This window comes from Geodermatophilus marinus, assembly GCF_003428645.1.
In the GTDB taxonomy this organism is placed as follows: domain Bacteria; phylum Actinomycetota; class Actinomycetes; order Mycobacteriales; family Geodermatophilaceae; genus Geodermatophilus.
The window spans coordinates 47,336-65,644 of record NZ_QVQH01000011.1 but is presented as its reverse complement, the minus strand read 5'-3'; the positions used below and the strand labels follow the sequence as shown (position 1 = coordinate 65,644).

General features: G+C 75.5%; 16 protein-coding genes. 7 read left to right on the top strand and 9 right to left on the bottom strand.

The window, feature by feature from the left end:
* Positions 1-109: 109 nt before the first annotated feature.
* Entirely contained in the window at positions 110-745 is a 636-nt protein-coding gene (locus tag D0Z06_RS13745; RefSeq protein WP_117378010.1) for a TetR/AcrR family transcriptional regulator, read from the top strand.
* A gap of 108 nt (positions 746-853) precedes the next feature.
* Positions 854-2,425 (top strand): long-chain-fatty-acid--CoA ligase, encoded by a 1,572-nt coding sequence (locus D0Z06_RS13740; protein ID WP_199522312.1) that lies wholly within the window; start codon positions 854-856, stop codon positions 2,423-2,425.
* Here the strand turns inward: D0Z06_RS13740 and D0Z06_RS13735 are convergent.
* The 3 genes from D0Z06_RS13735 to D0Z06_RS13725 form a co-directional block, all read right to left on the bottom strand.
* On the bottom strand, positions 2,364-3,116 hold the full coding sequence (locus D0Z06_RS13735) for a DsbA family oxidoreductase (protein WP_117378009.1): 753 nt from the start codon (positions 3,114-3,116) through the stop codon (positions 2,364-2,366). The two genes, D0Z06_RS13740 and D0Z06_RS13735, sit on opposite strands and share 62 nt — an antisense overlap.
* Positions 3,117-3,202: 86 nt before the next feature.
* Positions 3,203-4,351, bottom strand: a complete 1,149-nt coding sequence (locus D0Z06_RS13730; RefSeq protein WP_117378008.1) for a glycerophosphodiester phosphodiesterase — start codon at positions 4,349-4,351, stop codon at positions 3,203-3,205.
* A 416-nt stretch (positions 4,352-4,767) separates the two neighbouring features.
* A complete protein-coding gene (locus D0Z06_RS13725) occupies positions 4,768-5,619 on the bottom strand; it encodes a patatin-like phospholipase family protein (RefSeq protein WP_117378007.1) in 852 nt (283 codons plus the stop codon).
* A gap of 82 nt (positions 5,620-5,701) precedes the next feature.
* Here D0Z06_RS13725 and D0Z06_RS13720 point away from each other — a divergent pair, with 82 nt between their 5' ends.
* Positions 5,702-7,444, top strand: a complete 1,743-nt coding sequence (locus tag D0Z06_RS13720; protein ID WP_117378006.1) for a class I adenylate-forming enzyme family protein — start codon at positions 5,702-5,704, stop codon at positions 7,442-7,444.
* Between the two features lie 114 nt (positions 7,445-7,558).
* Complete coding sequence (locus D0Z06_RS13715; RefSeq protein ID WP_117378005.1) at positions 7,559-8,632, top strand: potassium channel family protein; 1,074 nt, start codon at positions 7,559-7,561, stop codon at positions 8,630-8,632.
* A 21-nt stretch (positions 8,633-8,653) separates the two neighbouring features.
* Here the strand turns inward: D0Z06_RS13715 and D0Z06_RS13710 are convergent, their stop codons facing one another.
* Positions 8,654-10,165 (bottom strand): adenylate/guanylate cyclase domain-containing protein, encoded by a 1,512-nt coding sequence (locus D0Z06_RS13710; protein WP_199522311.1) that lies wholly within the window; start codon positions 10,163-10,165, stop codon positions 8,654-8,656.
* Between the two features lie 129 nt (positions 10,166-10,294).
* On the opposite strand from D0Z06_RS13710, the gene D0Z06_RS13705 reads away from it, so the two are divergent.
* The gene (locus D0Z06_RS13705) at positions 10,295-10,927 is read left to right on the top strand and encodes a superoxide dismutase family protein (protein WP_117378003.1); all 633 of its coding nucleotides are present in this window, start codon (positions 10,295-10,297) and stop codon (positions 10,925-10,927) included.
* 54 nt (positions 10,928-10,981) lie between these two features.
* Here the strand turns inward: D0Z06_RS13705 and D0Z06_RS13700 are convergent, their stop codons facing one another.
* From D0Z06_RS13700 to D0Z06_RS25370, 5 genes are all read right to left on the bottom strand, one after another.
* On the bottom strand, positions 10,982-11,428 hold the full coding sequence (locus tag D0Z06_RS13700; protein ID WP_199522310.1) for an SRPBCC family protein: 447 nt from the start codon (positions 11,426-11,428) through the stop codon (positions 10,982-10,984).
* Positions 11,429-11,486: 58 nt separating this feature from the next.
* Positions 11,487-11,651: a hypothetical protein gene (locus D0Z06_RS25845; protein WP_199522309.1), complete on the bottom strand. Its 165-nt coding sequence runs from the start codon at positions 11,649-11,651 to the stop codon at positions 11,487-11,489.
* Between the two features lie 73 nt (positions 11,652-11,724).
* Positions 11,725-12,561 carry a PhzF family phenazine biosynthesis protein gene (locus D0Z06_RS13695; protein ID WP_117378001.1) on the bottom strand — a complete coding sequence of 279 codons (837 nt, stop codon included), beginning with the start codon at positions 12,559-12,561 and terminating at the stop codon, positions 11,725-11,727.
* Positions 12,562-12,679: 118 nt separating this feature from the next.
* Positions 12,680-13,162: a hemerythrin domain-containing protein gene (locus D0Z06_RS25375; protein WP_158579984.1), complete on the bottom strand. Its 483-nt coding sequence runs from the start codon at positions 13,160-13,162 to the stop codon at positions 12,680-12,682.
* A complete protein-coding gene (locus D0Z06_RS25370) occupies positions 13,159-14,097 on the bottom strand; it encodes a Rieske (2Fe-2S) protein (protein ID WP_158579983.1) in 939 nt (312 codons plus the stop codon). Before D0Z06_RS25370 ends, D0Z06_RS25375 begins: the two co-directional genes overlap by 4 nt.
* 243 nt (positions 14,098-14,340) lie before the next feature.
* Between D0Z06_RS25370 and D0Z06_RS25365 the strand changes: the two genes are divergently transcribed.
* Positions 14,341-15,066 carry a hypothetical protein gene (locus D0Z06_RS25365; protein ID WP_158579982.1) on the top strand — a complete coding sequence of 242 codons (726 nt, stop codon included), beginning with the start codon at positions 14,341-14,343 and terminating at the stop codon, positions 15,064-15,066.
* On the top strand, positions 15,063-18,293 hold the full coding sequence (locus tag D0Z06_RS13680; RefSeq protein ID WP_117377999.1) for a bifunctional cytochrome P450/NADPH--P450 reductase: 3,231 nt from the start codon (positions 15,063-15,065) through the stop codon (positions 18,291-18,293). The genes D0Z06_RS25365 and D0Z06_RS13680 overlap by 4 nt, the downstream gene beginning before the upstream one ends.
* Positions 18,294-18,309 lie beyond the last annotated feature (16 nt).

Genomic DNA, 18,309 nt, shown 5'->3' with positions numbered 1-18,309 from the left:
GCCTGCCTCCTCCTCGAGTCGAGCGCTCGGGTGCGCAGCGTGGCAGCGGTCACCCGGAACGGTCAACGGTGACTGTCCGTGCGGGCGTCGCGCGCCTACCCTGCCCCGGGTGACCGCCGAGCCAGCACCACCGCGGAGCCGGTCCGCGCGGACCGCCGACAGCCGGGCGCTCATCCTGGACGCCGCCGTGGCCTGCCTGGTCGAGTCCGGCTACGCGGGCGCCTCCACGCTGGCCGTGCAGGCGCGGGCCGGGGTGTCCCGCGGCCGGCTGCTGCACCACTTCCCGTCGCGGGCCCAGCTGCTGGTCGCCGCCGCGGGGCACCTGTCGACCACCCTGCTGGCCGAGGTCCAGGCGCGGGCCGCGGCCCTGATGACCGACCAGCCGCCCGGGCCCGAGCGGGTCGACCGGGCCATCGACCTGATGTGGGCCACGTTCCACGAGCCGCCCTTCTGGGCGGCGATGGAGCTGTGGACGGCGGCCCGCACGGACCCGGAGCTGCGAGGCGCGCTGCAGGCGGAGGAGCGCCGGCTGCGGACCTCGATCCGGCTGGTCGCCGACGGCATCTGGGGCCCGGAGATCGCCGCCGCCCCGCTCTACGCCGAGCTGTGCGAGCTGCTGTTCACGAGCATGCGCGGGGTGGCCTGCGTGTACGCCTTCGAGGCCCGGCCGGCGGCCACCGACCCGCACCTGGCGCTGTGGAAGCGGCTGGCCGCCCGGATGCTCTTCCCGCGCCCGGAGGGGTGACGGCGCTCCTCGTCGGGGCGGTGGCCCGGGTCGGCGGACGGTCAGGGTTGACCGTCCGCCCCGGCCCCGACAGCATGACCCGCGTCACACCCCGTGCGAGGAGGGCCCGTGGACGTCTCCATCCCCCGGTTGCAGGGCCGCGGCATGACGGTCAGCGACCAGCTCGCCCGCTGGGCGCGGCGGACGCCCGCGGCGACGGCGCTGCGCTTCGAGGGCACCGGGCGCAGCTACGCCGAGTTCGACGAGCGGGTGACCCGGCTGGCCCGGGCGCTGGCCGACCGCGGCGTGCGGCCCGGCGACCGGGTGGCCGTCCTCGGGCTGAACTCCCTCGAGGTGTGGGAGTCCTACCTCGCGGGCGTGCGGCTCGGCGCGGTCGTCGTCCCGGTCAACTTCCGGCTGGTCGCCGACGAGGTCGCCTACGTGCTGGCCGACAGCGGCGCCGTCGCGCTCGTCGTCGACCCGCCGCTGGCCGAGGTGGCCGCCAAGGCCCGCGCCCAGGTGCCCGGCGTGCACACCGTGCTGACCATCGGCGAGGAGCTCGAGTCCGCCCTGGCGGCGGCCGGGGCCGAGCCGCTCGACGTCGACGTCGACGAGGCCGACCCGGCGTTCATCATGTACACCTCCGGGACCACCGGCCGCCCCAAGGGCGCGGTGCTCACCCACCGGAACCTGGTCATGCACGTCTTCAGCCAGGTCACCCACCTCGGCGTGGACCCCTCCGACCGGGTGGGGGTGCCCGGCGCGCCGCTGTTCCACATCGCCGGGCTGGCCGGTGGGCTGCCCGCGCTCCTGTTGGGCGGCACCCACGTGATCCTGCGCTCGGGCGGCTTCGACCCGGTGGCCACGCTGGACCTCATCGAGCGCGAGCGGGTCACCAACATCTTCCTCGTGCCGGCGATGTGGGCGGCCGTGGTGGCCGTCCCCGACATCGCCGCGCGGGACCTCTCCTCGCTGCGGCGCATCTCCTGGGGCGCGGCGCCGGCGTCCACCACGCTGCTGCGGAAGATGATCGACACCTTCCCCCAGGCCGAGGTGGTCACCGCCTTCGGGCAGACCGAGTGCAGCCCGGTCACCTGCTTCCTGCGCGGCGAGGACTCGATCCGCAAGATCGGCTCGGTCGGCACCCCGATGCTGAACGTCGAGGTGCGGGTGGTCGACGAGGCGATGCAGGACGTCCCGCAGGGCGAGGTCGGCGAGATCGTCTACCGCAGCCCGATGGTCATGAAGGAGTACTGGGGCAAGCCCGAGGCGACCGCGGAGGCCTTCGCCGGCGGCTGGTTCCACTCCGGCGACCTCGTGCGCCAGGACGAGGACGGCTACTACTACGTCGTCGACCGCAAGAAGGACATGATCATCACCGGCGGCGAGAACGTGTACTGCGCCGAGGTGGAGGACGTGCTGGCCGGGCACCCGAAGGTCGGCGAGGTGGCGCTCATCGGCGTCCCGGACACCCGGTACGGCGAGGCACCGCTGGCCGTGGTCGCCCCGCGGGACCCGGCCGACCCGCCGTCCCCGGCCGAGCTCGACGCCTGGTGCCGCGAGCGGCTGGCCCGGTACAAGAACCCGCGGGAGTACTCGATCGTCGAGGCGCTGCCGCGCAACCCGAGCGGGAAGGTGCTCAAGACCACGCTGCGCCAGGAGCACTCGGCCGGCTCCCTGGTGGCCGAGCCCGCGGTCTAGGGCCGCCCGCGCCGATCAGTCGGCCGGGACCAGCGGGGGGGCGCTCGGCCCAGGCCCGCTCCAGCGCCTGCAGCAGGACGTCGGCCGGCTGGGCCCCGGAGACCCCGTACCTGCGGTCGAGCACGAAGAACGGCACGCCCCGGATGCCCAGCGCCTGCGCCTCCGCCTCGTCGGCCCGCACGGCGTCGGCGTGCCGCTGGTCGGCGAGCACCGCCCGGACCTCCTCGGCGTCCAGCCCGGCCTCCCCGGCCAGCCGCACCAGCGTCTCCCGGTCGCCGACCGCCTCCCCCTCGGCGAAGTAGGCCCGCAGCAGGCGCGCCTTCACGGCGTCCTGCACCCCGCGCTCGCCCGCCAGGTGGATCACCTGGTGGGCCTGGAACGTGTTGGCCCGCACCGCCCGGTCGAAGCGGAACTCCAGGCCCTCCGCGGCCGCGGCCTCGGTCATCGAGTCGACCATCCGCTGAGCCGAGGCGACGTCGGTGCCGTACTTGGCCGCCAGCCGTTCGGCGTACCCGGTCGCCCCGGCCGGCTGCCCGGCGGGTTCGGAGCCCGCCGCGGGGTCGAGCTCGAAGGCCCGCCACACGACCTCGACGTCCTCCCGGTGCGGGAACCGGGACAGCGCCTCCTCGAACCGGCGCTTGCCGATCGCGCACCACGGGCAGACGACGTCGGACCAGATCTCGACCTCCACGACCGGCGCAACGCGCCCCCGCCGCCCGGACTTCCCGGTGGGGCGCCACAGCGCGCGGAATGCGCCCGTGTCACCCCACCGGGGGCTCAGGCCGCCGGCCGTTCGGCGCCCTCCTCGAACAGCTCCCGCGAGACCACGCCGGTGTCCGGGTTGTCGGTGAACAGGCCGTCCACCCCGGCCTCCCAGAAGGCGAGCTGCTCCTCGATGGCCCGCCCGTAGTCGTCCTCGGCCCCGCCATCGCGCAGGTCGGCCGGCAGGAAGGTGTTCTCGTTGCGGAACGTGTACGGGTGCACCAGCAGGCCGGCGGCGTGCGCGTCGTCGACGAAGCCGGTCGGCTCGCCCAGCGTGCCGTCGTCCTCCCGCGGGATCACCTGGGCCTTCTCGGGGCCGACGCCGTCGGCGTACCCGGCGACGTCCGCCAGCCCCTCGGCGGTGGAGAGGTCGGCGTAGGTGCGGTCGTCACCGGTGGCGACCAGGTCGTAGGGCGCCCCCGACGCCGACAGCAGCTGCACCAGCGGCACGCGGACGCCGGCCTGGTCGAGCTCCTGCAGGTTCGCCGTCTCGAAGGACTGGATGAACACCGGGGAGCGGTGGTGGTCCAGGCCCGCCTCCCGGAGGTCGGCCAGCAGGAGCTCCTCGAGGGAGAGATCGATGCCGTCGAAGTAGGTCGGGTGCTTGGTCTCGACGTAGACGCCGATCTCCCGGCCCAGCTCGCGGGACAGCTCGGCCCGCAGCTCCAGCACCTCGTCGAGGGTGGGCACCTGGTAGAGGCCGTCGTAGAGGGTGTTCTCCTCCCGGATCTCGGGCAGCCGCTCGACGGCCCGCAGGCTGCGCAGCTCCTCGAGGGTGAAGTCCTCCGTGAACCAGCCGGTGAGCTCGACGCCGTCGATGGTCCGGGTGGTGCGCCGGTCGGCGAACTCGGGGCGCTCCGCGACGTCCGTCGTCCCGGAGATCTCGTTCTCGTGCCGGGCCACGAGCACACCGTCGCTGGTGCTCACGACGTCTGGCTCGATGTAGTCGGCACCCATCCGGGCGGCCAGCTCGTAGGAAGCCAGGGTGTGCTCGGGCCGGTAGCCCGAGGCGCCGCGGTGACCGATGACCAGCAGCTCGCCGGCGGTCTCGCCGCCGCGCGGCACCTCGTGCGGCGGGGCGGCCGCGGCCGGCGCAGTCACCAGCAGCGGGACGGCGAGCGCCGAGGCGGTCAGGACGGCGGTCCGGCGGTGGGTGCGTCGCACGAGGCCTCCAAGGGCTCCGGCGACGCCCTTCGCCGCCGGCCCCCGCTGATCCCAGGGGCCCCCGGTGTCCGCGGCCCGGCCGCCCGGCGAACGCCCGGCGACGGCTCGCCAACCGGCCGGTGCGGCCGCGGTCAGTCCTGCCCGAGTTCGGCAGCAGGGTGTGACAGATGTGCGTCATCCCGCCTGGTCCTGCTCACCGGACGGGGTGGCGGCAGAACACCCGACCTGCGCCCGCAGGGGCGCGCTGGCCTGCTCCGGCTCAGCCCCATCGGCGGCCATTCCATGCGGCTCACCAGGGTTGACCCGCGTCGTCGGACGTGGGGCCGGGTCACAGGGCGGCTCCACGTTGGGCCGCGCGGCTCGACCCGCACCGGAGCGCGCCGACTTCCCACCCAGATCACACCTTGCGGCCGTACTCAGCCCTGCCAGACCTCGGCGACCTCGGCGAGCACGGCGGCCGCCTGCGCCCGGCCCGCGCGGGCGGCGGCGGCCCGGGCGGCGGGGTCGAGCACGTTGCGGCCGATGGCCCGCCGGGCTGCGGCGTCGGGCGAGACCACGGCCACCCGCGCGACCATCGCGCCGACCTGGGCGTCCACGCTCGCCATGGGCCCGAACCCGCGCGGCAGGGGCGCGAGGACGACGACCCGCTCGAAGCCCGCGGCCAGGTCGGCGTTGGCCGCCGAGCGCATCCCGCCGTCGACGTAGCGCCGCCCGCCGATGGTCACCGGCGGGTAGACCCCGGGCACCGCGCAGCTGGCGGCCACCGCCTGCACCAGGGGGACCCCGGAGCCCCGGTCGAACGGGGTGAACTCGCCGCTGCCGGCGTCGACCGCGGTGATCGTCAGCGGCCGGTCGGGCCACTCGGTGCTCACCAGCCGGGAGCCGATGACGTCGAGCCGCTCCTGCTCGGACGGCGTCCGCCCGGCCCGCTCGGCGGCCAGCGCGACCTGCCCGATGCGCCGGCGGAACTCCGCGTCCCGGCCCCGGCTGCGCAGCGCGGCCCAGGCGAACCAGGCCAGCGAGGAGCGGCGCAGGTGCGCCGCCCGCTCCCCCACCGGGGGCTGGAGCTGGCGGGCGTAGGCGGCCTCCAGGTCGGCGCCGCAGGTGACCTGCGCCCCCACCACCGAGCCGGCCGAGGTGCCGACGACGAGGTCGGCACCGGTGAGGTCCACCCCCGCGCCGGCCAGGCCGGCGAGGACGCCGATCTCCCACGCGATGCCGGTGATCCCGCCGCCCCCGAGGACGAGGGCCGTGCGCTGGTCGCTCATGCCCCCATCCTGACCTGCGGTGACCTCTCGACACCCGCTGTGACGTGAGCCACGCTGGGGCACCCGCAGAGAGAGGATCCGCATGACCGCCACGCAGGACGCGCCGACCCCCACCGCGAACAGCTGGCCGCCCGGCCTGCCGCGCTCGCTCGACTACCCGGAGGTCGCGGTCGGCTCCATCCTGCGGGCGGCGGCCCGCCGGTGGGGTGAGCGGCCCGCGTTCGTCGACCACGACGTCCCGCTGACCTTCACCGAGCTCGCCGAGCGGGCGCACGCGGTGGCCAACTGGCTGGTCGACCACGGCGTCGGCCGGGGCGACGTCGTCGCGGTGCACATCCCCAACTGCCGGCAGTACCCGCCGGTCTACTACGGGGTCCTGCTGGCCGGTGCGACGTTCTCGCCCACCAACCCGCTGCTGCCGGCCGCCGACCTCGCCGCCCAGCTGACCGACGCGGGCGCGACCGTGCTGGTCACCTGGGACCAGGTGCTGCCCTTCGCCCGCCCGGCACTGGCGCAGACCCCGGTGCGCACGGTGGTCGTCACCGGCGAGGCGCACATCACCGACTTCGCGGCGACCGTGGCGCACGAGGCGGGCGAGACCGACCTCGCCGAGCTGCTGGGCGGCGACCCGACCGACCGGCGCCACGACGCCGCGGTCGACCCGGTGGCCGACCTGGCGCACCTGGCCTACACCGGCGGCACCACCGGCGTCAGCAAGGGCGTCGAGCTGCCGCACCGCAACGTCGTCACCAACGTGCTGCAGTCGGCCTGCTGGACCTCGGGCTCGCTGCCGGAGCTCGACGAGCACGGCGACGTCACGCTGCGGCAGGTGCTCGCGCCCGAGGAGATCCCGACCCGGCTGGGCGAGGGGGTGCTGGTCAACCTGACCCCCTGGTTCCACGCCATGGGGGCGATCGGCTACCTCAACGGCATGGTCCTGAGCGGGACGACCGTGGTCATCCACATGCGCTTCGACCCCGCGCGCTACGTGGAGGACGCCGTCCGGTACCGGGTGACCAGCATCGGCGGCGCCCCTCCGGTGTTCGTGGCGCTCCTGCAGGTGCCCGGCATCGGGAGCGCGGACCTCTCGCGGGTGCGGGGCGTCTCCAGCGGCGCCGCCCCGCTGCCGGTACCGCTCATCGAGCGGCTGACCGCCCTCCTGCCGGAGGCGGTGATCGGCGAGGGCTACGGCCTCACCGAGGTGACCATGCAGGCCACGGGCAACCCGTCGTTCCGGTCGGGCACCCGCAAGGCCGGCACGGTCGGGGTGCCGGTGTTCGACACCGAGATCAGCATCCAGCCGCTCGGCGGGGGCGCCCCGCTGCCCCCCGGGGAGCGCGGCGAGGTCTGCATCCGGGGCCCGCAGGTCATGCGCGGCTACGCGCACCGCCCGGGGGCCACGGCCGAGGCCATCGACGCCGACGGCTGGTTCCACACCGGGGACGTCGGGGTGCTCGACGAGGACGGCTACCTGGCGATCGTCGACCGCACCAAGGACATGCTGCTCTACAAGGGCTACAACGTCTTCCCGCGCGAGCTCGAGGAGGTCCTCTTCGGCGTCCCGGGCGTGGCCGGCGCCGCGGTGGTCGGCCGGCCGGACGAGGAGGCCGGCGAGCTGCCGGTGGCCTACGTCGTCCGCAAGGACGACGCTGCGGGCGCGGCGCTCACCGCGGAGTCGGTCATGGCCGCCGTCAACGACCGGGTGACCCCCTACAAGCGGCTGCGGGACGCGGTCTTCATCGACGCGATCCCGGTCTCGGCCGCGGGCAAGGTGCTCAAGCGGGAGCTCGCCGCGCGGGAGCGCGCGGCCGCCACCGGCGGCTGACCGGGGGCTGACCGGGGGCTGACCGGCGGCCGACCGGCCCCGCCGCCCCGCCCGGCTCACCCGGGCGGGGCGGCGGGGCGGCACGAGGCGCTCGGGCTCACTATCGTCCGGCGGGTGGCGAGCGAGACCGAGACAGGCACCGAGCACACCGGCGTGCAGATCGCGCACGTCGAGGACTCGCCGATCCGGCAGGTGACGCGCCGCCTGGTCATCGCGGCGGCCATCCTGCTGCTCACCATCCTGCTGGTGTGGCTGGACCGGGACGGGTACCGGGACAACGCGGACAACGACGTCACGCTGCTCGACGCCGCCTACTACTCCACGGTGTCGCTCTCGACCACCGGCTACGGCGACATCGTGCCCGTGACCGACGGCGCCCGCCTGTTCAACTTCGCCGTCATCACGCCGCTGCGCGTGATGTTCCTCATCGTCCTCATCGGGACCACCCTCGAGGCGCTCACCGCGCGCTCCCGGGAGGAGTTCCGCATCCGCCGCTGGAGGTCTCGCGTGCGCCAGCACGTCATCGTGTGCGGCTACGGCACCAAGGGCCGCAGCGCCATCCGTTCCCTGCAGGCCAACGGCACACCCCTGGACCAGATCGTCGTGGTCGACCCGGAACCGCGCGCCATCGACGAGGCGAACTCGGTCGGGTTGACCGGCATCGTCGGCGACGCCGGGCGCACCGAGGTGCTGCGGCGGGCCTCGATCGAGCGGGCCCGCGCGGTCATCGTGGCGGCCAACCGGGACGACGCCTCGGTGCTGATCACCCTCACCGTCCGGCAGCTCAACCCCAGCGTGCCGATCACCACCAGCGTGCGCGAGGAGGAGAACGCCAACCTGCTGCGCCAGTCGGGCGCCGACACGGTCATCACCACCTCGGCGACCTCCGGGCGGCTGCTCGGGCTGTCCACCGACGCCCCGCGGGTGGTCGCCGTCGTCGAGGACCTCGTGACCGGCGGGCAGGGCCTGGACCTCAAGCAGCGGCGGGTCACCGCCGGGGAGGTCGGCCTCGGCCCCCGGCAGCTGCGCGACATCGTGCTGTCCGTGACCCGGGGCGGGCGCACGCTGCGCTTCGACGACCCGCTGATCGGCACCCTGCAGGCCGACGACGTCCTCGTGGTGGTCAAGTCGCACCCGAACACCGGGCAGCCCAGCGGCGGCGCCGAGGGCCGCGCCGCCGCCGTCTGACGAGGACGGGGCCGGGCACCGTCAGTCGGTGCGGCGCACCCAGGTGGGGGTGGGCTCGCCGCGGCCGCGCAGCTCCACCACCGCGCCGGGCAGCCAGGCACGCCGCTCCTCGCCGGCCGCCGCCGCCGCGGCGTCGCTGGCCACCGCGCGGCCGGGTACGGCCTTGGCCAGCTCGGCCAGCCGCGCGGCCTCGTTGACCGCGTCGCCGATCACCGTGTACTCCAGCCGGCGCGCCGCGCCGACCTGGCCGGCCCAGACCGGCCCGGCGGCGACCCCCACGCCCACGTCCAGCTCGCCGGCGGCCCGGACCGCCGCGCAGATCCGGCGGGCCGCGCGCAGCGCCGCCGCGGCCGCCGCGGGGTGCTCGGCCGGTGCGCCGAAGACGCACAGCGCGGCGTCGCCCTGGAACTTGTTCACCAGCCCGCCCTCCTCCTCCACCGCGTCGACGACGACGGCGAAGAACCGGTTGAGCAGGCCCACCATCCGCTCCGGCCCGGTCCGCCGGACCAGCGCCGTGGAGCCGGCGACGTCGACGAACAGCGCGGCCACCGGGCGGACCTCGCCGTGCAGGGCGGCGCCCGCGGTCAGCGCCCGGGCGGCCACCGGCGTCCCGACGTGCCGGCCGAAGAGGTCGCGCAGCCGCTCCCGCTCGGCCAGCCCGCCGGCCATGGTGTTGACCCCCTCCTGCAGCAGGCCGATCTCGCCGGCGTCGTCCAGCCGCACGCGCACGTCGTGGTCGCCGCGGCCGATCCGCTGCACCGCCCGGCGCAGCCCGCGCAGCGGCTCACCGACCGAGCGGGCGGTGGTCGCGGTGGCCAGCAGGCCGAGGAGGAGCGCGGCGACGAGCAGCAGCACCACCGGCCCGCGGCGGGGGCCGCCGGGGTTGCTCGGGTCGAGGAAGAGCAGCACCAGGCCGAGCAGCGGCACGCCGCTGGTCACCGCCCAGGTCAGCAGCAGCCGCGGGCGCACCCCCAGGCCGGGCGCGCCGTCGGGTGGGTGGGCCGCCAGGGCCCGGGTGGTCACCCCGCGCGCGGTGCGCAGCGCCAGCAGGTAGGTGACACCGGCGCTCACCACCCCGCCGAGCAGGGCGGCCAGGCCCAGCCGCAGGCCGACGAGGGGGAAGGGCGAGACGACGGCTCCCACCACGCCCACCAGGAGGGCGCCGGCGAGCCACCCGACCGCGGTGAGGAGCGCGGCGTCCACCGGCAGCCGCAGCGCCTGCGCGGCCTCCTGCGGGGTGGGGTCGCGGCCGGCCAGCAGCCAGGTCGCCGTGGCCCGCTGCCGCCGCAGGCCCGCCAGGACGCCGGCGGGGAGGGCGAGGACGACGTAGGTCAGGGCGGTGAGCACGATGACCGCGCGCCCGCCGCCGTGGTCCTGCGCGCCGGCGGACAGCCCGACCAGCAGCAGCGCGACGGTGCCGGCCGCGACGAGGTTGGCCGCGACGACGAGCAGCAGGATCGCCGGGACGGCACGGCGGCCGCTCGGCGCCCACGCCGGCGCGGCGTCGAACCGCCCCGGCGCTCCGCTCGTCACGCCCCCATGGTCACCGACGCGGCGCGCGCGACCGCCCGTGACGGTTTCGTGTCGGCCCGCCGGGTGGCGTGCGCGTGCAGCCGGTGGGGGGAATCCCGGGGACGACGACAGCGGACGACAGGAGGGCCCGTGAGGCATCAGCTACTCGTCGGCACCGGCGCTGCCGTGCTGCTCGGTCTGACCGGCTGCAGCGACGCGGACGTCACCGAGGGCTCGGCCGGGCAGGAGGCCGGGACGGGCTTCACCGAGGCTCCCGAGAACGGCACCGACGAGGCCGGCGAGCCGTTGGAGGTCCCGGTCAGCCCGGAGGCCACGCTGGTCGACCCCGAGGGCAGCACCGCCGGCGGTGCGCAGCTCACCGAGGGCGGCACGGGGGCCGTGCTGGTCGTGGACGCCAGCGGCCTGGCCGCGGGCAGCCACCCGGTCACGCTGCACGCGGTGGGCGACTGCACGGCCTCGGACGGCACCACGGCCGGGGAGGTGTTCGCCGCCACCGGCCCGGTGCTGGACGGGGAGGAGTACCGCGACCTGCCCGCCCTGGTCGTGACCGAGAAGGGCACCAGCGAGTACAGCTCGGCGGTGGGCACGGCGGAGATCGGCGACCTGATGGACGACGACGGCTTCTCGGTCGTGGTCGGCCCGTCGGACGGCGGGGGCCCCGGTTCCGGCCTGGCCTGCGCGGCGTTCACGGCCGCGCAGGACGAGACGCCCACCGAGGACCAGGGAGGAACCGGGGACGAGGAGGTCGACCTCGGGACGTAGAGCTCGCAGGCCGGACCTCGGGGACCCGGGGCGACCGGTGACCGGTCCGGCTGCTCAGGTGCGCTCGAGCACCTGGCGCAGGCGGGCCAGGTCCGCGCGGTTGGCCCGCCGGACCGCCACGGCCACCACCGGGGCCGCGAGCCGGGAGAACCCGGTGGGCCGGCCGCGGTTGCGCAGGGTCATGCGGGTGCGCCCCGGGTCCACCGGCTCCCAGGTGTAGGTGGTCTCCATCGGGAACGGGCCGTCGGCCGTCCGCATGACCAGGCGCCGGCCGGGCTCGAGGTCGACCACCTCGTAGGTGTAGGCCAGCCGGCGGCCGAGGAAGCGGGCGACGAAGTCCACGCGCGACCCCACGGCCAGCGGCCGTGGGGAGCGCTCCTCGACCGAGGAGATGTTGGCGTACCAGTCGGGGGCGTGCGCCGGGTCACCGGCGTAGGCGGCCACCTCGTCGACCGGGCGGGCGACGACCGTCTCGGTCACGACGTCGACGTCCCGGGCCACGGCGCCACCTCCCACGGGTGCGCCCATGGTCCCGCCGCGGCGGTGGGCGGTCCAGGGTTCAGACCCCCACCGCGGCGGCCGCGTCGGCCTGGAGCACCAGGTCGGCCGCGGTGGTGAGCCAGCCGGCCACCAGCAGCAGCGGCCAGGGCTGCTCGTCGTCCAGCGACGCGGTGGCCGCCACGAGCCCGGCCTGGGCGACGGCGCGGCATGCGATCGTCCTCATGCCCCTTGCTCTCGGCAGCCGGGGCGCGCGGCTGCAGCGGGGACACGCGGACGTCACACCAGGGAGGCAGACGTCACAGGTCGACCGAACCCCGGATGCAGGTGACCGTGGCGCCGCCGACCCACACCGCGCCGTCCCGCGAGTCGATCTGCACGACGCCGTCCCGGCCGACCCGCGAGCCCTGCCCGGCCCGGTAGGACGGCGGCGCGGCGCCGGCGCCGATCAGCCACTGGGCGACGCCGGCGTTCAGGCTGCCCGTGACCGGGTCCTCGCGGATGCCGACGGGCAGGCAGAAGGCGCGCAGCTCGAACTGCAGCGGCGCGCCCCCGGGGTAGGCGCCGACCACGCCGACGTCGTACTCGTCCATCTCCGGGCCGCGCGGGTCGAGGTCGAGGACGGCCTGCGCCGAGGCGAGCTGGACGGCGACCCAGCCGGGCCCGTTGTCCACCCACTGCGCGGCGACGACGTCCGCCCGGTCGACGCCCAGCCCGCGGACGATGCGCTGCAGGTCCGCCTCGTCGACCGGGCCGGAGCGCACCAGCGGCGGCGCCTGGAAGGCCAGCGCCCCGCCGTCCCGGGCGATCTCCACCAGGTCCGCGCCGCACTCCTGGACGACGGCGTCCGCCCGCCGCGGTCGCCCGCCGGCCTGGAGCCAGGCGTGCGCCGAACCGAGCGTCGGGTGGCCGGCGAAGGGCAGCTCGCCACCGGGGGTGAAGATGCGCAGCCGGTAGTCGGCCTCCGGCACGGTCGGCGGGAGCACGAAGGTCGTCTCGGACAGGTTGGTCCAGTGCGCGAAGCGGGCCATCGCCTCGTCGGGCAGCCCGTCGCCGTCGAGGACGACGGCCACCGGGTTGCCCCGGTAGGCGGTGCGGCCGAAGACGTCGACCTGGGCGAACGGGCGCGCGGGCATGCGGGGCTCCTGTCCGGGAGGGTGGTGACCGCCCGACGCTAGGCGACCGCGCCGCCCGCCGGACCGGGCCACTGCCCGCCGGTGGACCGCTCGGAGGAGCCCCGGCACCGGCCAGGACTCACACCAGGCGCAGCACCGTCCGCTTCAGCCGCACGATGAGCCGCATGGCCCCGGACCGGGTCAGCTCGCGCTGCCGCTCCTGCAGCCGCCGGCCCAGCTCCTGGAGGCGTTCCTCCCCCAGCGCGTGCGACTGCGGGAACATCCGCTGCTCCTCCTCGACGGTGTGGTGGTGCAGCGTCGCCTCGAGCATGCGGACCTCGGTGGCGAACTCCGGGTCGTCCGGGGCGGTGCGCATGACGGTGGCCAGCTGGTCGTCGATCTGCCGGTGCTCGGCGTGCGCGACCGACAGCAGCGGGGAGACGTCGGCGACGGCGGGGTAGAACAGCTCGTCCTCGATCTGGGCGTGCACCTCGAGCTCCCGCAGGAACTCCGCGCGCAGCCGCCGGCGCTGCCCGGTCTGGGCGTCGGTGGTCCCCGCGAGCTCGCGCAGGAGGCCGCGCAGCACGTCGTGGTGGGCCACCAGCACCTCGTCGGCCCTCACCGCGACGCCTCCTCGACGGTCGTGACCGCCGTCGGGGTACGCCAGTGCGCCCGGCGGCGGACCTCGACCCGGCCGTCCCGGAGCCGGGTGTCGTAGCACGGGAGGGGTGCCGTCGACGGGCCCTGCGCGGGTTCCCCGCTGTCCAGGTCGAAGCGCGACCCGTGCCAGGGGCAGACCAGCTCGCCCCGGTGCAGCCAGCCCTCGCCGAGCGGGGCACCCAGGTGCGGGCAGCGGCCGCCGACGGCGCGCACCGTGCCCGCCTGCGCCACGAGCACGAGGGGGCGGCCGTCCACCTCGACGCCGACGGCCTCCCCCTCGACCAGGTCGGACTCGTCGGCCACGGCGGTGAACCGGCGGGGCTCCGGGCTGCGGTCGGCGTGGTCGGTGCCGAGGCCGTGCCGGTAGGCCAGCGCGCCACCCAACCAGCTGCTGGCCAGCGTGACCGCGAAGCCGGCGGCCCCGCTGAGCCGGGCTCGGCGGGCCCGCCCGCGCCCCCTGTCCCGCAGCGACCAGGCGTACAGCGCCAGCGCGGTGCTGTTCAGCGCGGCGTGCGCCAGGCCGACGCGGCGGGCGCCGTCGTGGGCGTGCTGCCAGTCGGTGAACCCGGTCGCCGCGGAGGCCACCGCGCCGGCCACGCCGATGCCGACCACGGTGCGGGCGGCCTGCCCGGTGCCGGGCCCGCCGCGGCCGGCGGCGTCCAGCCCGTCGAGCACCAGCGCGGCGGCCCACGCCCCGACCGGCACGGTGACCAGCGCCGGGTGCAGCGGGTGGCCCAGCCAGACGCCGTGCAGCAGGTCCTGCAGCGGCCGGGCGTACCGGCCGGCCAGCAGGAACGTCAGGGAGACGCCGTGCTCGACCTGGTAGCCGGGCGCGTCCAGCACCTGCCAGCGCTCGACCGCCCCCAGCGCCCGCTCCAGCAGGCCGTGCACGGTCACCGGGCCCGCTCCGTCTCCGTCTCCGTCTCCGTCACGGGACGGACCTGCCCCGGCTCCCCGCGCCGAAACCCCTCGCACCCCCGTGTGACGACAGGCGGGACGATCCCGGGCCGCATGCCCCGGACAGGGCACAAGGACCCGCCCGGGGGCGCGCCGCCGGGTGTAGGCACGGGCGGTCCGCGGCCCTCCCCTGCCGGCGGCGCACCGTCGACCGGCAGCAGCCGCGGCCGCCGGGAGGCGACGATGCGGGTCCACGCCCGACCACGGGGTGCAGCACCGACAGCGGACGGCGACGGCGGCGCGCGCACCGGCGCGCCGCAGCGCTCCTACGCCGCCAAGGCCGGCTGGTCGGGCGTCGTGTTCGCCCTGCTGCTCGTGGCGTCGGTGGTGCTGGTGAGCCGGGTCCCGGGGCTGACCGCCTCCGACCGGGAGTACGCGGACTTCTACGCCGGCGGCGGCGACGAGATGGTGGCGGTCGGGCTCTACCTCGTCCCGTTCGCGGGGATCGCGGCGCTGTGGCACATGACCGCCACGCGGATGCTCCTGCAGGCCCGGCGGCCGGACTGGTGGACCGACGTCACCCACTGGCTGCACCTGGCCGCGTGCGTGCTCTTCGTCGCCATGCTCTTCGCCGGCGCCGCCGCCGCGGGCTCCCCCGCCCTGGTGGTCCAGTTCTCCGACGCGGCCGCGCTGGACCCGGAGGTGGCCCGCGGCATGGCGGCCGCCGGCTACACGCTGGTGTTCGTCTACGGGGTGCGCGCCGCCGGGATGTACATGATCACCACGACCGCCCTCGCCCGCGCCGCCGGCGCGGTGCCCCGGTGGCTGGCCCTCCTCAGCTTCCTGGCCGCCGGGTTCCTGCTCGTGAGCACCACCTTCCACCCCGCCGTCCTGCTGGTGTTCCCCGTCTGGGTGCTGGTGGTCAGCACCCGGCAGCTGGTGCGCCGGCCGACTGGAGCGACGCCATGACCGCGACCATCCCCGTCGACGAGATCCCCGGCCCGCACGGCCTGCCGCTGCTCGGCAACATCCGTGACGTGGACGCCGACGCGCCCATCGAGAGCCTGATGCGGCTGGCCGACGAGTACGGGCCCATCTACAAGCTGGTCATCCCCGGGGGGACGCGGCTCATCGTCTCCGGTCCCGAGCTGGTGGACGAGCTCTGCGACGACGCGCGGTTCGACAAGAAGGTCAGCGGCGGCCAGGCGGCCCTCCGCGGTGAGATGGGGACGTCCGGCCTCTTCACCTCCGACACCCAGGACCCCATGTGGCGCCGGGCGCACAACATCCTGATGGCGCCGTTCAGCATGCAGGCGATGCGGGACTACACGCCGAGGATGCTCGACATCGCCGATCAGCTCATCGAGAAGTGGGCCCGGCTCAACCCCGGCGACGAGGTCGACGTGCCGGCCGACATGACCCGGCTCACGCTCGACACGATCGCCCTCTGCGGGTTCGGCTACCGGTTCAACTCCTTCTACCGCGACACGCCGCACCCGTTCGTCGAGGCGATGATGCGGACCCTCGCGGAGGGGCAGGCCCGGGGCCGCCAGCTCAAGGTCCAGGCGCGGCTCCGGATCCGCGCACAGCGGCAGCTGGACGAGGACCAGGCGTTCATGAACGACCTGGTCGACGGGCTCATCGCCGACCGGCGGGCCCAGGGGGACGCCGGCGACGCCACCGACCTGCTCGGCCGGATGCTCACCGGCGTCGACAAGCAGACCGGCGAGCGTCTGCCGGACGAGAACATCCGGGCGCAGTGCATCACCTTCCTCATCGCCGGTCACGAGACGACGTCGGGCCTCCTGTCGTTCGCGATCTACTACCTGGTGAAGCACCCCGACGTCCTCGCGCGGGCGCGGGCCGAGGTGGGGCAGGTGCTCGGTACCGCGGCATGGCCGACGTTCGAGCAGGTCATCCGGTTGCGGTACGTGCGGCAGGTCCTCGACGAGACCCTCCGGCTGTGGCCGACCGCGCCCGCCTTCACCCGCTACCCCTACGAGGACACCGTCCTCGGCGGCCGCTACGGCATCCCGGCCGGCACCGTGATCACCGTCCTGACCCCCGCCCTGCACCGGACGCAGTCCATCTGGGGGGACGACGCCGACGAGTTCAACCCCGACCACGTGGCCGCGGAGCGGCTCGCCGCCATCCCGCCGAACGCGTACAAGCCGTTCGGCAGCGGGCAACGGGCCTGCATCGGCCGCCAGTTCGCGCTGCAGGAGGCCACCCTCGTCCTCGGCATGCTGGTGCAGCGGTTCGAACTCGTGGATCACCTGGACTACCAGCTGCGCATCAGGAGCGCGCTCACGATCAAACCCGACGACTTCGTCATCCAGGTCCGGCCGCGGCCGGACGTGATCATCCAGCCCCCGGTCGCCGCGCCGGAGGCCGAGGCGGCCGTCCCCGCACCCCGCACCGAGCCGGTGCCGTCGGTGGTCCCGCACGGGAGCCGGCTGAGCGTGCTGTTCGGGTCGAACCTGGGGACCGCGGAGGCGCTCGCGGCCCGGCTCGCCCAGGAGGGCACCGAACGCGGCTTCGACGTCACGCTCGGCGCGCTGGACGAGCACGTCGACGACCTGCCCCGGGATGGCGCGACGATGATCGTCTGCTCCTCCTACAACGGGACGCCGCCGGACAATGCCACGGACTTCTGCCGGTGGATCACCGACGCGCCCCCGGATGCCGCCCGCAGGGTGTCCTACACGGTGTTCGGCTGCGGCAACACCGAGTGGACGAGCACCTACCAGGCAGTGCCGACCATGCTCGACGAGCAGCTGGCGGCGCACGGCGGCCGGCGGCTGCAGCCGCGCGGCGAGGGCAACGTGGCCGGCGACTTCGACGCGGCCTACCGCTCCTGGCACGGCGAGCTGTGGACGCAGGTGGCCGCTGCGCTGGGTCTGCCGGCCGACGTGGCCGCCCCCGCGCCCGCCGGCCCGCGGCTGTCGATCACGCTGACCAACCGGCAGGCCAGCAACCCGGTGATCACGTCCTACCGGGCCCGGCCCGCCCGGATCCGGACCAACCGCGAGCTGCTCGCCGCAGGGCCCGGGGGCATGCCCGACCGGTCCACCCGGCACATCGAGATCGCCCTGCCCGAGGACATGCCCTACCGGGCGGGTGACCACCTCGGCGTGCTCCCGCGCAACAGCATCGACCTCATCCGCCGGGTGATCGCCCGGTTCGGGCTCGACGCGGGGCAGTACCTCACCATCATCCCGAACAGCGGCACGCACACCCACCTGCCGATCGACGAGCCCACGCCCCTGCTCGGTGTGCTGGCCAGCTGCGTCGAACTGCAGGACGTCGCCCGCCGCGACGACATCGAGGTCCTCGCCCGCTACACCGACGACCCCGAGCAGAAGGCCGCGCTGGATTCCCTCGCCGGCGCCGATGAGGAGTCCCAGGCCCGCTACCGCGAACAGGTGTTCGCGACCAACCGGTCGGTGCTCGATCTGCTCGAGCAGTTCCCCGCCTGCCGGCTGCCGTTCGAGGAGTACCTCGACGTGCTGCCGCCGCTGCGCCCGCGCTACTACTCGATCTCCTCCTCCCCCATGGCCGACGGCGGGGTCTGCAGCATCACCGCCGGCGTGGTGCGCGGGCCGGCGCGCTCGGGCACCGGGACGTTCACCGGAGTCACCTCCGGACACCTCGCGCAGCTGCCGGAGGCCGGCACCGTGTTCGTCTTCGTGCGCGAGCCCACGATCCCGTTCCGGCCGCCGCAGGACACCTCCGTGCCGATGATCATGGTCGGCGCCGGCACCGGGCTGGCTCCCTTCCGCGGCTTCCTCCAGGAGCGCGCAGCCCAGCGGGACCAGGGCCTGCCGACAGCGAGGTCGCTGCTGTTCTTCGGCTGCCGCACCTCGCTGACCGACGAGCTCTACGCCGACGAGCTGCGCGACTACGAGCAGCGGGACGTCGTCCGGGTGGAGCGCGCGTACTCGAAGGAGCCGGGCCGGCCCGGGCGCTACGTGCAGGAGGCCATGCTCGACTGCGCCGACGAGGTGTGGGGCCTGCTGCAGCAGGGCGCTGTCGTCCTCGTGTGCGGCAACGCCGCCACGATCGCCCCCGGGGTGCGCAGGTCTCTGCTGCACATCTTCCGCGAGCGCACCTCGACGACCGACGCGGACGCCGAGGCCTGGCTGGCCGGGCTGCGCACGGCCGGCCGGTTCGTCGAGGACATCTGGGGCGGCTGACGGCGGGGAGGTGGCG